The 15,130-nt window shown below is 64.8% G+C and carries 11 protein-coding genes; 3 read left to right on the top strand and 8 right to left on the bottom strand.

What is annotated here, in order from left to right:
• Positions 1–122: 122 nt before the first annotated feature.
• Together RUR_RS08255 and RUR_RS08250 are read right to left on the bottom strand one after the other, a co-directional pair.
• A complete protein-coding gene (locus RUR_RS08255) occupies positions 123–527 on the bottom strand; it encodes a Cpe/LpqF family protein (RefSeq protein WP_283134324.1) in 405 nt (134 codons plus the stop codon).
• 424 nt (positions 528–951) lie between these two features.
• Complete coding sequence (locus RUR_RS08250) at positions 952–2,319, bottom strand: serine hydrolase (RefSeq protein ID WP_283134323.1); 1,368 nt, start codon at positions 2,317–2,319, stop codon at positions 952–954.
• Positions 2,320–2,474: 155 nt separating this feature from the next.
• Between RUR_RS08250 and RUR_RS08245 the strand changes: the two genes are divergently transcribed.
• Positions 2,475–4,229, top strand: coding sequence for a sensor histidine kinase (locus RUR_RS08245; RefSeq protein ID WP_283134322.1), 1,755 nt, complete (start codon positions 2,475–2,477; stop codon positions 4,227–4,229).
• On the top strand, positions 4,222–4,890 hold the full coding sequence (locus RUR_RS08240; RefSeq protein ID WP_283134321.1) for a response regulator transcription factor: 669 nt from the start codon (positions 4,222–4,224) through the stop codon (positions 4,888–4,890). The genes RUR_RS08245 and RUR_RS08240 overlap by 8 nt, the downstream gene beginning before the upstream one ends.
• 475 nt (positions 4,891–5,365) lie before the next feature.
• Here the strand turns inward: RUR_RS08240 and RUR_RS08235 are convergent, their stop codons facing one another.
• Complete coding sequence (locus RUR_RS08235) at positions 5,366–8,473, bottom strand: HNH endonuclease signature motif containing protein (protein ID WP_283134320.1); 3,108 nt, start codon at positions 8,471–8,473, stop codon at positions 5,366–5,368.
• Positions 8,474–9,053: 580 nt separating this feature from the next.
• Between RUR_RS08235 and RUR_RS08230 the strand changes: the two genes are divergently transcribed.
• The gene (locus tag RUR_RS08230; RefSeq protein ID WP_283134319.1) at positions 9,054–9,782 is read left to right on the top strand and encodes a VOC family protein; all 729 of its coding nucleotides are present in this window, start codon (positions 9,054–9,056) and stop codon (positions 9,780–9,782) included.
• Positions 9,783–10,220: 438 nt separating this feature from the next.
• Here the strand turns inward: RUR_RS08230 and RUR_RS08225 are convergent, their stop codons facing one another.
• From RUR_RS08225 to RUR_RS08205, 5 genes are all read right to left on the bottom strand, one after another.
• Positions 10,221–11,105, bottom strand: a complete 885-nt coding sequence (locus RUR_RS08225; RefSeq protein WP_283134318.1) for a class II glutamine amidotransferase — start codon at positions 11,103–11,105, stop codon at positions 10,221–10,223.
• A 477-nt stretch (positions 11,106–11,582) separates the two neighbouring features.
• On the bottom strand, positions 11,583–11,876 hold the full coding sequence (locus RUR_RS08220) for a hypothetical protein (RefSeq protein ID WP_283134317.1): 294 nt from the start codon (positions 11,874–11,876) through the stop codon (positions 11,583–11,585).
• Positions 11,877–12,397: 521 nt separating this feature from the next.
• Positions 12,398–12,832: a DUF4259 domain-containing protein gene (locus RUR_RS08215; protein WP_283134316.1), complete on the bottom strand. Its 435-nt coding sequence runs from the start codon at positions 12,830–12,832 to the stop codon at positions 12,398–12,400.
• A 251-nt stretch (positions 12,833–13,083) separates the two neighbouring features.
• Positions 13,084–14,223, bottom strand: a complete 1,140-nt coding sequence (locus RUR_RS08210) for an HTTM domain-containing protein (protein ID WP_283134315.1) — start codon at positions 14,221–14,223, stop codon at positions 13,084–13,086.
• Between the two features lie 62 nt (positions 14,224–14,285).
• Positions 14,286–14,936: a DUF5819 family protein gene (locus tag RUR_RS08205; RefSeq protein ID WP_283134314.1), complete on the bottom strand. Its 651-nt coding sequence runs from the start codon at positions 14,934–14,936 to the stop codon at positions 14,286–14,288.
• Positions 14,937–15,130 lie beyond the last annotated feature (194 nt).

The raw sequence follows: 15,130 nt of genomic DNA, 5'->3' as shown, positions 1-15,130 counted from the left end.
TGGCTAAGGCCAGGACGATCACGGGAATCCGTAAGAGTCTCGCGGATACGGACATTTGAATCTCCCCCAAGGCGCTTTCAGCAATTGCTTTCACAGCTGGCCGGAACCGGCTGTCTCCGGGCTTAGAAGCCAACGATCTCAAGGAGGTCGATCTTGTTCTTCTCGTCCACCCCAATGGTGAGCCGGTAAGCCTGGCCGAAACTCACAATCCGCGCCACCAGCTTCTCCGGCTTTTCTTCAATCAGCTTCTCCAGTTTGAGATCCCGCGAGTCGTGCAGGAACTCGTTGGTCTTCGCCACGGGGAACTCCGCGAGCCAGGACTCAGTGAAATGCTCCTTAAGCTCGTTCTCCTTGAGTGGCAGCCTGGGCAACGCTCCGACCAGCCAGCTCAGCTGCTTGCCAACCTCGGAGCTCGGGATTGTCACCGGTTTCTCTGGCTCGGCGGAGCACGCCGTCACAGTGATAACCGAAATTGCCAGGGCTAGTGCGATCGCAAGAACTCGCAGGGGACTCACTGGAATGGGCATAGGAACTCTCCATGACGAAAGACGTCCCCATACCTAACCAGACTCGGCGCCCGAACCATGAGGGTCTTGGTGGACCGACCTCTGCCGCACCGTCGACACGGTGAGCTTCACGAGGTTGGCTGTCGGATCCTATACGGCCGCAGGCCGGGCAAGCATCGGATCCCCGCTCGGCGAGAGCTCGGGGGCAGCGCCCACCCCCTCAACCAGCACAGCCGTGACGCCCGAACCCGGTACGGCTTCCACCCTGAACGACGTACAGCGCCTGTACGGCCGAAGGCCGCCCGAGCACCCGGCCCTCGTTCAGCGGGAGCTCGGGCGCAGCCCGTACCGGCTCAGTGGTGATCGTCGGTATCCACGGGCGACGGAGGCCGCCGACGCGAGACCGGGCACGCCCGCGTCCATCCGTCTACAACGGCGGCAAACCTCAGCTCTGCACCATCAGCGTGAACGCGCCACGGGTCAGGGAGAGGAGTTCGTTGGCGATTTCCGCGTCGTCGAAGACCTCGGTGGGGTTGGACGCCATGACGGTGACGAAGTAGGTCTTGCCGTCGGCCGTACGTGCCGAGTAGCCGAGGTCGACGACGCCCGGTTCGGATCCGCCCTTGAACCAGACCGACGGCCATTGCTTGGCGTCGAGGGCCAGTCCGCCGTCGTTGATCGACATCGCCTGGCCGACATTCTTGTCGGTGAGTTTGCGGAGTTCGGCGTGGGCCCGGCACATGTCATTGGCTGAGCCGAACCATTCGATGGTCTCGATGTCGCGGGGCTTGGGCCACAGCGTCACCTTGTCCACGGGGAGCTTGGCGACGGTGTTCTTCAGGTAGGCGAGTTTCTGGTTTTTGGTGTTGAAGGACAGGTAGCGCTTGGCGTGCTTGGGATAGTCGATCGCCTTCATCACCAGCATTTCCCGTGTGGTGAGAAAGGGGACGTTACGCTTGGCGTTCTTGGACCATTCCCGATCGATCTCCTCGGTCTTCGCGCGGCCCGCCTTGTGGATCAACAGGTCGGTGCCGGTGTTGTCACTGATGGAGATCATGAGGTTGGCGGCTTCCTGAACGGTCACCTTGCTGCCGTCCGGCTTGTCGTAAAGCGTGCCGCTTGGGCTTCTCAGCTCCGGCTTGATGGTCAGCTGGGTGTTCCAGCGGAAGTCACCGTCGTCGATCCGCTCGGCGACCGCGCCGAGCACGTACAACTTGAACATCGAGCCGAGTGGGCGGGCTTCGTTCGGCGAGACCGAGTAGACGGGGCGGCATTTGCTGTCCTTGGTCACCTCGGCCGCGAGGAAGGTCACCTTGGGTGCGGTCTTGCGCAGCCGTTCGCCGAGCTCGTTCCAGCTGGCCGGCGTGGGCCTGGGAGTCTGCGGCGGCCGGAAGACCAGCCCGTCGATCTTGCCGGAGGTGTCCACCGAGATGGTGAGTACGAGTTTCTGGCCGGCCACGGTCACATCACCGGCCAGCGCGGTCGGCTGAACGTCGGTGAGTTTGTCCAGCTTCATCCCCTGCAAGCTCTTGAAGATCTCATTGAGCCTGGCGGCCGTCACCTGCTGCAGGAACGCCGCGGCGAAATGCTCGTTCAGCTCGCTCTCCGCGATCGGTGTCCGGTTCACCGCGTCGAGCACCCAGCGCAGCCGGTCGCCGACTTTGGTGGCGGGGATCTCCGGAGCCGGTGCCGCCGCCTGAGACCGCGTGGCTGCGGTTGTCGTCGCGGTGGCGGTGCCCGCTTCCCCGGCGCACGCCGTAACCGCGACAGACGTCATGGCAACGGCGACCGCGAGGCCTCGTACCCTCTGCATGGAAGCTCCTCATCTTCTGGCGTACCTCCACTCAACCGGAGCCCGCGCGACCAACCCACCCGGCGAACCACCGGCTTCTGAGCTGGGGATATCCGCCAAAAGTATGCGGTTAACCTCCTATACGTCCAAACGAACAACCCTCACGATGGTGGTCCATGGGTTCCAAAGCGCTAGCCGGGTCGCTGGCGGTGCTCGCCGGGGCGAGCGTGACAACCGGTGCGCTCCTGGAGTCCGGCCTGCCCGCACCGCCCACACAGTGGATGTTCACCGCGCTCGCGCTCACCCTTCCCGCGCTCGGCTGGCTGTTCGTGCTCCGACGCCCCGACGTGCGGTACGGCTGGCTGCTGCTCGCCACCGGACTCAGCCTCGGCCTCGGCGCACTCGGCGTCGGTCTCCTCGCCCGGTCCGATCAACCGAACCTGCTGTTCATGGCGCTCGCCGGCATGTTCGTCGTCTACTACGGCCTCTGCTGGGTCTTCGTCCCGCTGCTCTTTCCCGACGGACGGCTTCCGTCACGCCGATGGCGACCTTTCCTGTGGATCGCCGTGGCGGTCCAGCTCATCTACTGGGCCGGAGCCACGCTCATCCCCTTCGACCCGTACAACCGACCCAACCCGGCAGGCTTCTCGGAGCGACCGTGGCTCATCGCGGTCCAGGCCGCCATAGGCCTCAGTCAGCTGTTCATGTTCGTCTCGGCCCTGGTCATCCTCATCGGACTGATCGTCCGGTGGCGCCGCAGCCAACCCCGGGAGCGCGGGCAGTACGCCTGGATGGTCGCCGGACTCATCGTCCAGCTCTGCGGTTTCGCCGCCGTCGCCTACTATCACGCCAACGTCAACAGTGGCGTGGGCGCCCTGTTGCTGTTCGGCCTCCCCGCCGTCCTCGGCTCGCTGCCCGTCTCCATCGGAGTGGCCGTGGTACGGCATCAGCTGCTCGACATCAAGATCGGCATCAGTGGATCCCGGCTGACGGTCGTGTTCGACGTACGGCCCGGCGTGGGAAAGGTGCTGGCCCGCCTCGGAACCGCGCTGGAGGACACCGCGGAACCCGTCGAACAGCTCGGCAGACTCGCGGCGGCCGTACGGGCCACTCTGGACACGACCTGGGTCGTGATCACTCTCGGCGACGGGACACGTGTGGTGTCCGGTGAGGAAGACGGCGAACCCGAGCTGACCCTCCCCGTACACGGTGGACTCGGACAAATCCACTGCGGGCCGAGAACCTACGGCCGACTCACCGACGACGACCGGCGGCTCCTGGAGGCGCTCGCCGTACCCGCCGGGCTCGCCATCCAGAGCGCCGCCCTCGCCACCCGGCTCGTCAACGCCCAGGAAGCCGAACGGCGCCGCATCCAGCACAACATCCACGACGGGGTCCAACAGCAGCTTGTGGCGTTGATCGCCGGCCTCGAACTCGCCCGAGCCACCGGAGCCGGCCCCGATGTTCTGACACTGCTACGGGAACAAGCCCGGCAAACCCTGAACGATCTGCGAGAGCTCGCCGCGGGAATCCATCCGTCGGCACTCAGCCAAGGCGGCCTGGTGGAAGCGGTCGAAGAACGCTGCTCCCGGCTTCCCGTACCGACCAAGGTGATCGCCGACGCCGGATTACGGGCCCGGCGGTTCCCCGACGAAATCGAAGGGGCGATGTACTTCACCGTCAGCGAGGCCATCGCCAACGCCCTCAAGCATGCGGGAGCCTCCAAGATAGAGGTACGGCTGACGCAGGCCGACGGACGCCTACGCGTCGGCGTCATCGACAACGGGAAAGGCTTCGCCTTCCATCAGGTCCACCGGAGAGGTCTCGCCACACTCGCCGACCGGCTCAACGCACTCGGCGGCAACCTCGAAGTGGTCAGCGAACAAGGAAAAGGAACACAGATGAACGCGTGGGTGCCCGCGAATGCCTGAACCGCTGCGCACAGTCGTCGCCGACGACCACTACCTGGTACGCGAAGGCACCCGAGGACTCTTGGAGACCTCCGGGGAAGTGGTCGTGATCGGCGCCGTCGGCAACGCGGACGAACTGATCGACGCGGTCCGCCGGCTCAACCCCGACGTGGTCCTCACCGACATTCGCATGCCCGGCGGCGACTGGCGACCAGGTTTCGAAGGCATCGACGCCGCCCACCGCATCCACGCCGAACACCCCGGTGTCGGGATCGTCGTCCTGTCGCAGTACTCCGACGCGCTCTTCGCCTTCGAGTTGTTCAAACACGGCACCGAAGGCTTCGCCTACCTCTTGAAAGACCGGGTGGGCGACCTCGACGAACTCCTCGGCGCCATCAGAGCCGTCGCCACCGGCGGCTCCGTCATCGACCCGAAAGTCGTCGAAGGACTGCTGGCCCGGCACGATGTACGGGGAGACCCCGAATCCCTCACACCGCGGGAACGCGACGTCCTCCGAGAAATGGCCCACGGCCGCTCCAACGGCGGAATCGCCCGCGCGCTCCACCTGTCGGTGTCTTCGGTCGAGAAGAACGTCAACTCCATCTTCACCAAACTCGGCCTGGAAACCAGCGCCGACGTCCACCGCAGAGTGGCCGCCGTACTCGCCTACCTCGGACCCTGACCCGGGGGCCTTAGCGGCTTTACAAAGTAATCCGTGTGCTCGGTAGAAGTCTGATCCTTCGCGCTACGGAACTCGATGTCTTCTGCCCCGATGCCGTTCGCCGCACCATGATCAGGTGAGCGAGCAAGGCTAGCGGAGGTTCCTTGGGGCGACGCCACCCGCCCGATCTTCCACGACTGTGCCGTCGGCGAACCGGTTGCCGGCCTCGTAGCGACGGCGGGCACGGTCATTGGACTCGGTCGCGTCCCACGGTGTGCTGGGATTCGGAAAGATCGGTGTCCTCGTCCGTCTCGCGAGCCGAGCCGTCGTGCCAGCCGAGCTGGTTTAGCCGTCGGTGCGGTGGCCGACCGTCACCGACGTGAATCGCCACTCTGGGGGACACCACCTTGGTCTCCAGGACCCAGAGCGGCATCCGCGTATCCGGCCTATCGAGTGGTTTCGAGCGCCGCCGACAGCAACCGCCGGGAAATGTTGGTTAGAAGGGCGGCATTTCTGACTCGTCAAGGTCTGCCTCATCCAGTGAGGTGAGCCGCCACACTCCGAAAGCTGCGGAGCCGAAATGCGCCTCGGCGGCAGTGAAGGTCGGGGTGTCGTCATCCTGGATCGGGTAGTCCGGCAGGATCGTCCTGCGGGGTGCCGGTTCGGGGAGCGGGATCGATGTCGGCGATGGAGGAACCGGGCAGACCTGGCCCAGGCGCGTGATCCAGACGACGGTACCGGCCGGGGTCCTAGTGATCTGCCAGCCGCCTTCGTGGCGGAGGCGGTGGTCGTGGCGGCAGACGCTGTGCAGGTTGGTGGCGACGGTCGGCCCGCCCATACTCCATTCCTCGATGTGGTCCTGGTCGGTGTGTGCTGCCGGGACCTGGCAGCCGGGCGCGGTGCATACCCGGTCACGCACCTGCACGAAACGGCGAAGCGCAGAGCCGGGGAGTCTGCGGCCGAGATCAACGCCATGGTCTGATGAGCCGAGGCTCCCAAGGTCGGGCGCGCAGTGCGGATCCACCGAACTGCGGCCGGTTTGGGGCTTAAGTCGCCGACCTGCCCCATGGCCGCTTCCGGTTTCGTCGACGCAGGCGACGGTCTGGGTAGAGTCACTACTTCCGACGTCTGCATCGGCCCAGCGGTGTTTGGGATCCTGGTCGCCGAGATCCGAAATGTCCCAATGGAACTGTTCGTGGGCGACGGCTCTTTGGGTGATTTCGTCGAGGATCCTCCGCCAGCCGATCGGCAGCCCGGGCAAGCCGCTGAGCCGGGGCAGGTCGGACGCGGTGATCTGAACCTCGACGACGCCTCGGGCCCTGACAGGAGTATTCACGATCTTTGTGCCGAGTCGGGCTGAGTTCCGAACCGGATCCGCGATCGAGGTAGCGATCTTCGTTCGCATCCCGGTAGCGGTGCCGGTCGAGGTCATGTTTCCGCTCCCGGGTCCGACTCGCCCATCCTCTCCAGGGAAGGATGCGGTATCTCCGGGAAGGGACACAGCTTTGGTTGCGGACGTCCCGATGTCCGTCGCGGGCACGGCGTTGATCAAGTCTTGGCTGGCGCTGCCAACCCTCCCCGTGATCTCGGCCCTGACCTTGACGGCGGGCGTGGTGCCGGGTTCCCCACCGACCACGGGGCGGTGACGGGTGACCCCGCAGTCGACCAGGCGGCCCTCGTCGTCAGTCAGCACCCAGCGCCAGACCGCCTTGCCTTGGCGGAGAGCGATCCGGCGGGCCTGCCCGGAAGGGACAGGACCCCACCCGGCCAGCTCACCTGGATGCTCGTCCAAGCCGAGCAGCGTGGTCGCCTCGACTCTCAGCTCACCCGCAGCCCACCGCTGCGGACTCCCGGTTTCATCGCCGACGCTCCAGGCGTCCTCGATCAACTGCGGACCGACTGTAGCGGCGGCGTCCAGATCTGCCCGGACAGCGTCGGCCGAACCGCCCACCTTGTGGGGTGGCGGAGCGACGTCTCGAGTGTTGACCACCTCGTCGCCGACGCGGAGCCGACCAACTCCATACCGATCACCGATAGCGGTGCCAATGTCGACGTCGTACCCCTCGCCGGCCCAGCCGGGAACCGTCGGCAACTCTGCGGTCGCACCCACCGAACGAGCCACACCTGGGCCGGTCGATGTTTCCATGGGCATGTGGTGCCGACCTCCACCACCGAGCGGGGATGAGACGTCCGGAACTGCGACGGCCGACTCGATAGGACCAGCCATAGGTGTTCCCAAGTCCGTGTCCGTACGGCGACCGGCTGGGCGCCGCACCCCTACCGGCGTTGTCGAGCTGCCGCACCGTCCCGCGACACCACCACGACCCGCCGAACGAGCCTGCGCTGCAACCACGGCACGACGATCAGCCTGGGCTCCGCCCGTACCATCGTCGAACTCGCCGGCAAAGTCCGATGGGACCCACCCTTTCGATCCGGAGGATCGTTGCACTCCCACCGGTGACCCCGCGTCGTCACACCGCCCCGGGGCAACATCGGGATCGGTCGAGCGAGTCTTCCGAGCAACCACTGCACAACGGTTGTGCTGGGCAGCGCCCGTACCACCGTCGAGCCCGTCAGCCAGGGCGGAAGCAATCTGCCCACTCGAATCGAGCGTGACTTCAGACGCCTTCAGATCAGCTGATCTTCCTGGATCCAGAGGCGCCCCACCGGCGAGGACTCCCGATCGATCAAACCCGTCGGCATCGACACTTCGCCGTGGCTCTTCTCCGCAAATCGGCGTATCCGCCTGTCGGGGTGGGGACGTTGGTGTGGAGCCGTCCTGTGTTCCCGCTTGAGCCGCCTGGGACTCGGCTACCAGGAATGCGACGATCTCCTCATCGGTCCAACCCTGGAAACCGCCGTCCAAAAGGCCCAGGAACAACTCGGAGCGGATGTGCTGAGTCAACCGGCGGTCCCCGGCCGCCTTGGACCGGCGTGCCAGCGCGTCCACCCGGTTGCAGGCGGCGGCCACCCGCTCCAGCGGCTGGTCCAGCCCCGAAAGGTTCGCCGTCCCGTCCGGGTTGCGCGACCCCACCACCCGGCGCTCCCGCACCGCCGCCGCGCACCGGCGCTCCGCCCACTCCGAATCGATCGCCAGCGCCGCCCACCTGATCGCCTCGATCAGCTCGCCCACCGTCAGCACCCCGGCCACCGCCAGCAGCCGCCCGCACACCGACCGGGCCTGATCGACGGTCAGCCCCCGCGTCCAGGAGGCGAACGCCCGTGCTTTCACCTCGTCGATCACACCCCGCTGCAGCGCCGCGTGCACCACGGGCAACCGCGACATCAGATCCCACGCCTCGGAAAGGCGGGAGGCCGCCCGGCTGCGGGACCAGGCCAGCGCCGGGCGAAGCTCGTCGGCGGAGAACTCGTCCGGGGCCTCCATCCGGCACACCCGCGAATCCGGGCCGGGGGAACGCAGCCCGACCTCCACCGTCACCGCCATGAAGCGGGCCTCGTCGTGGGCGCGCTGCCGGTGCCAGGCCTTCAGCACCTCGACCGCGTCCGCCGCCGACACCGTGGCCTCGTCGATCCGCGACAGCGCCAGCGCAAGCTCGGGCCCGGGCGGCATCTGCGCCAGCCCGGCGGGAACACGCTGCGTCACCCGAACCTCCACACCCCAACCCTGCCACCCGCCACCGACAATTCCCGGCCCGTTTGAGGCGCCAACAAATCACTTACCAAAACGACAGCGCAATACCCACCAAATCAGACTAACCGCCGATAAATACCTGATTATCATGACGAAGGACACACAAAATCAGCCATTTCAATATTTCCATCGGAAGCCCATCATGAGCTGCCTCTATAACAAGCCCCCGCACCAAATCCGCCCCTTAAGTTGCTTCCATCCGCTGGATATCCACCCAAGTCACTGGTACGGCTCCGCAGCGCGATCTCCTCGGCACGAGCATCGGCGTACTTGCACTCCGGCGAGGTGACGAAAACCATCTGCCCGGAGAACGTTCGATCAAGGTCTTGACGATCGGATGCCCGAGATGGAGCAAGAGGTGTTCAGGTGCACTGAGGTGAGCTCCCATCGGATTCACACGCCCTGCAGCTCGAACAGGCATCACGGATGCCCGCTGGCACCAACCTGCATCCCTACCCTGATTGGAACGATCCATATGCGAGGTTCGCTGCATGGTGCAAGCATCGTCGGACGACCTGGAAGGTGGAATGACGTGAGTGAGATCGCGGTTCGGCCGAACGAGACGACGGTGCCGTTGATGCCCTGCGCGTCGGTGGAGGAGACCTTGGCGTTCTATGAGGCGTTGGGGTTCAAGGCGACCTACAAGCAGAGCAAGCCCTATGTCTATCTGGCGCTGCAATGGAGCGGATTCCAACTGCACTTCGGCCCTGCGCCCAAAGGGCTGGATCCGGCCCGGGAGGAGTCCGGAGGCTGCCTGGTCATGGTCGACGCCGTGGCGCCATACCACGCGGCGTTGGTCGCGGCGATGCGCCGGGTCCACGGCAAGGTGCTGAGTTCCGGCCTGCCGCGGATCACCCGCTACCGGCCAGGTGCGTCCCGGTTCACGCTGATCGATCCGTCCGGGAACTCGATCATATTCATCCAACGTGGTGAGCCGGCCGAACTGGAGTATGGCGGCTCGAAGAAGCTGACAGGCCTGGCCAGGGCGCTCGACAACGCCCGGATTCTGCGCGAGTTCAAAAATGATGACCTGCAGGCTTTCCGCGCGCTCAAGTCTGCGGTGCGCAGGCATGGCGCGGACGCCCCGGTGGTCGAGCGGGCCATTGCCCTGTGCCACCTCATCGACCTGGCCATGGTCCTCGGCGAGCCCACCGATCCATGGGGCGCCGACTTGCGCGGTCTGGAACTCACCTCCAGCGACAGGCAGCGCATCGAGTCGGAACTCGGGCATCTCGCCGGACTTCAGGAATTGCTTCCCTAAAGAGGGCAGGCGCCACTTCCCGATCGGTCACTCACTAGTGATGCGATGGCTCCGCCAGGAATGTTGGTTGTCAAGACGGAACTCCCCGGTAGAAGAGCTCGCACCACAAGAAACCGGCATTCACACGCCGATCGGGCAAGCCTAAGGAAACCAGGTCCTCAGCCCAGACAACCGCACCAACCGCGCGCCACGCTGTCTTGGCGAGCGAAGATTCACCCTGATCAAAGAGCGCTGGCGGACCCTCCGGCACACTGCCAGGGCGCGTTGACAAGTGTGTGAGCCGACCGAAGGTCGGTCACTCGTGAACGCGGCTTGAAGGACTTCATCGTGTCAGGGCGCTTTCTGGGGCGGCTCCAGACGGCTCGTGTGCAGGCGGCGACGTGGCGGTAGGTCCCGCTGCGGACAACAACAGGTCCGGCTGTGACGGGTGCATCATGATCAAGAGGACCCCTGGGGATGGGCACGCTGTGACGCGGCGGCTTCAGGACGGAGGTCGGCAAGCGTCAATGGGTGAGCCGGTGGATCGGGTAGGAGCATTCGCCGGACCAGGAGACGATCCGGAGCACTCTGTACGAGCTCGCCGGGTTCAAGCAGCCGCCATTTCGGATTGTCGTCCATCCGTTCGCTCGCTATCACCGACGCCGGCACATCGGCTAGATCATCGGAGTACATCCGAATACGGCCTCCCGTGCCGACGTGATTGAGATGCCGAGGACCAGATCGGCCTTCCGGAGTCAACTCCAGCAGATAGAGCTCATGTGTATCCGGATAACGCAGAGCCCATAGGCCGTCAGGCGTGATGAGAACGAAATTGAGAGCGTACAGCGGCAAGTTCGCCGCGATCCATCGGGTGGCATACTCGATACCGGCCCCTACGTCTCCGCCACTCGCCCGGATCCCCTGGGTGATCAAAGCGAATACCCGCTCCGAATCGGTGTCGCCCTTGACCAGTGTCCGTTCCGCTCCGAGCTTCGCGTCAAGCAGGTCCAGACCCTCAACCACCCCGTTGTGCGCGAACAGTCGGCCATCCTGCTCAAACGGATGAGTGTTCCGGTCAACCAGCCCACCGGTCGACGCGAACCGAACATGAGCAACAAAGGTGGTGGAGCGCACCTCTCTGGCTTCCTCGGCGAAACGACGGTCCGCGTATGCGGCGATGGGTGCCTTACACACTTCCGGCGATCCATCGGGGTCGAAGAAGCCGAGCCCCGTCCCATCCGGGTCCCGGTAGCCCTGATCCCGGAGACTGTCCGGAGCGTTCAGCAACCAGAAGGTGGCCCGGGACCGGCGTGGAACACTACTCAAACCGAACAGCCGACACATTCGAGCATCCCCCGCTGAGCGCGCCGGGCCAATTCTCGCGCCCAGACTCCACTGTCTCCATGGTTGAGCACCGAGCCATGGCAGGCGCCCATCGAAGTACGGCCTTGCCCAGGCGATGCGACAACTTTGCCGGGAGACCAGCGACAACGGGCAGCGGCCCTCAGCCGTACGGAAGGCGTGTCGGAATGTGAGGCACCTCGGTGCCACAGGATGCGTCGCAGCCCGGAGGCCGGAACATCAAGATCGAGCGAGGGTACGGCTTTTCGCGAGTCTCGCCGACACGGACGGGGCCGGGGTCGCGCCCTGCGCCGGGTACGGTCGCCGCCAGCTCGGGCGAACGCCCCGACCCGGCGGTAGGTGCCGCTGCGGACGTCGTCGTACTCCAGCCGTCCTCCCCCGATCTGCTGCATCAGGGCAGGCCCGGTGCCGCGCGTTCGGTGCGGCGTCGCGGCACCGGTTATGCAGCCGGACCGGCTTTCAGCACGCGGACGAGCCGACGTAGACGATCGGCCAGTTGACCGTCGCCGTCGAGGTCTGGCCGATGGGCACGCAGAGACCGGTGATCAGGATCAGCCCGGTGTAGTGCTGCGCACGCACGACCACGAAATGCTTGCCTGTGCCGGAGGTGCAGAGGCCGGATACCCAGCTCGAGCCGTACTGATAGCTGCAGTTGGAGGGGCTGGCCATGGCGGTGCCGGGGGTGAACGCCACGGCGCTCAGAGCGAGGGCGGCGACGCTGGAGAGGGTCGCGATGCGACGACGAAGGCTCATGGTGAATCTCCTAGAGGCTGGGGGGCGCGAACGGCTATTCCTTTAGGAAACTTTCCTAAATGAACCTTAGATCTCGTCACGTGGACGGTCAATAAGCGGCACGAATGGCATCCTCGATACAGCAGATAAGGGAACGATCAGAACCGGGCCCTGATCCAAGAACCGGTCGATGGCCTCGACGGCTAGCCTCCGTGTCACCGGATCGCCGGTGCGCAACTCGTGAAGCCAGTGGTCCCGGGTTGAAACCCCCGACGGTTTCCTCGTCCTGACACCGCAGCGGGTCGCAGGGACCGGTGGTGGAGCTGTTGTTCGCCGGAGTGGTCTCCGGAGTCTCACCCGTCGTGTTCACCACCCCGGCAGTGGTACGGCTTCGCGGCCCCGTCTCCTTGACGCGCTCCTCGGCGTCGCACTCCCGCCAAGTGACGAACGCCCGGCTGGTCGGCGACCAGCCCATCAGTACCCCGACGCCCAGGTACGTGAAGAGGACGGCGCCCAGATCGAGCCTGCGGACCGCAGAGCGATCAAGGTTCGCCTTTGCTGTCCGGAGCCAGTACAGACCTCAAGCTGCGGATCGCCGACTGAGCCTCCTTCCTCGATTCGGTGTCGACCCAGCTCCCCCAGAACCAGCTGTCTGCGGAGAATGTAACTTCTACGGCCTGAATCGCAAGCGAAGCGAGAGCAGGCAAAACCGGCCTCTCCAACCATTCTGCGATCCCTGGATAGTCCTCGTTCAAAAAAATGGAACTCCCGGCTGGAATATTAGCCGCAACCAAAGCCGCAGCAGCCACTACTTCCTCAGGAAGCACAGAGGTCCTTGAACCTTCCCGGCCCTCAATAGCTGAGTGGAACAATTTCTCGACAAGTGCCTGGCGTTGAGATGGAGACATTTCTTCCAGCTCATCGAGGAAGTCTTCGGCAGTGTCGTTGTCGAACGGACCAGATCCCCAGGTTCCCATCATGGACTCCAGCCAAAACCCACAGAAAGCGCCTGCCGAATAGAATTGGAGCCTCTGAGGCTTTCAGAGGCTCAAGAGACCCCAGGCTCTCGCTTACCCCTCCGCTATCGTTGCTCCTTATGGCAGGCGCGGAACGAGGATCAGGATCATCTCTACCCTCATCGCCTGATTAGGGGCTACATGAAGGCCCTTCATATACCATTTCGCTGGACATGACCAGGTCCAAGCTCGCCCCGGCTTCATCGATATGTTCAGGTACGTTGCTGAGGTACTTTGACGGCGGTAGGCGGGGTAGGTTTGGTCACCCGCCGTGGCAGCCGAGTAGGCGCCTTGAGGCTCAAGCGGTTCCGGCGGCGGTTCGAGATCGCTCGGGCGAAGGCTCCAACCCGGCGGTAGGTGCCGCTGCGGACGAACAGCAGGTCCGAGAAGATCATGATCAGAGAGAACGAGCCCAGACCCATCAGCACGCCGATACCGACGTGCATGCCCGTGACGGCGACCAGGCCGAGCCTGCGGGTGATCCGGTTGAGCATCAGCAGCGGGAAGGCCAGCTGGATGAAGACCGCGAAGTAGGAGCCGGCGTTCACCGCCAGGTCGTTCTCCCAGATGAGACGGCTCAGCCACGGGAACGGCGCGAACTCGTCGGTGCGCAGCGTGTAGTAGAGGGCGGTGCCCTGCTGCCACATCTCGCCCCGCACCTTGAGCAGGCCGGCGTTGAAGTAGACGATGCTCACCTGCAGCAGCGTCGCCAGCAGGGCGGCGTTGTGCAGAATCGTGGCCAACCGCCAGCGCAGGCCGCCCTCGAACGCAGGGAGCCCCACAGGCACATCGGAGATGGGTAAATCGACTGTTGCCGCCGCCTCCAGCTTCCCCCGGGCCTGGCTCTGCTTGGTGAGACCCTGCTCTGCCGATTCCGCAGTGGCTCGCGCTGCGGCACGCCGTGCCTTTCGTCTGGCGTCCAGGGACCAGCGGGCCGACAGGTCGGCAAAGACCAGGTAGAAGAGCACCAGCTGCATCAGGTTGTCGCCGCCGTCCAGCACCCACGGCTGCCGCTGATGCCACGACCACACCAGGACCGCCAGCACCGGGGTGATCCACCGGGTCCGCCAGCCCAGGATGAACACCACCACGACCAGCAGGAACGCGTGGAACAGGACCTCGAACCAGACGCCTGAATCCGAGATCGCGAACAGGGAGAACGTGCCGTCTTGGCCCAGGCTCTCCTTGAAGAGGTCGGTCGTCCACGCCGACTCCGGGCCCCACAACAACCGGCGATCGAAATAGCTCGTCAGCAACAACCCGAGCAGCACCAAGCCATAGCCGATACGCAGCACCGCCAGCCCGTACACCCCATACCGGACCCCGCTTACCCGCTCAACCGTATTCCGCACCCGCATACCTAGCCGCGCAAGCAGCTCTTTCGGCGAGACCAGTGACAGTTCGCCATCCGGGTTCACCGGTACGCCTCTTTCCACATCCGCACCGCGTCCGCCGACACCGCCACCGGCTGCCACCAATCGAAGTCGCTGTAGGTCTTGGTCCCTTTGCCGTTTCTATCCTTGTCCTCGAAACGCGGGAAGAGGTGATCGGAGATTCGCACCTGGACCGCGGTCACTCCATCGCCCCATTCGGCCCGCGCGGCCAGAGTCGCGATCGCCCGCATATGCCGGACCGCCTGGTCCTGGAGTACCAGATCGACGGGTTTCTCCTCAACCGTCTCTGTTTCCGGCCCCTCGGTCTCCTCTTGCTTAGGCAGGGAAGCTGCCGACGGCGGCACATCGGCGTCCGTCATCAACTGCCGGCTACCACCCACCACCCGCGATACCCGCCCTGGAAACAGTGAGCCGAGGGCCCTTTTCCGCTCCGGACCGGTCATATCCAGCCACCCGGTGTGCCGCTCCCACCCCGATGCGTCCTTCACCTTCGCCCGCACCAGCACCCGCGCGTTGTAGTCGATCGGATCGGGGGCGAACAACTCCCAGTTCTGCCCGAAGTAGGGGTTCATGTAGCCCTCGACCACCGAGGCACTCTTGTCGTAGGCCGGGTTCCACGGCGCCACATACAGAAACGTCATCCCGAAGTGCCAGATCAGCACCAGGCCCACGGCCACGAACCCCAAGGCAACAATTCGCAACCGTAAACTTGATAAGGGCTTAAACGAATCCCCCAAATCCCTATCTTCCTCCACAGATCGCTCTCGCACGGGATTCTTCAGCATCAACACCATTAGACCAAATTGACCCGACAGGAAACCTAAGGGCCATCAATAGAGTTATCACTCAACCAACGCCTGATCCC

The organism is Rhizohabitans arisaemae (genome assembly GCF_025996515.1).
GTDB lineage: Bacteria > Actinomycetota > Actinomycetes > Streptosporangiales > Streptosporangiaceae > Rhizohabitans > Rhizohabitans arisaemae.
The sequence above is the reverse complement of the archived record's forward strand: the minus strand, read 5'-3'. Positions and strand labels throughout refer to the sequence as shown.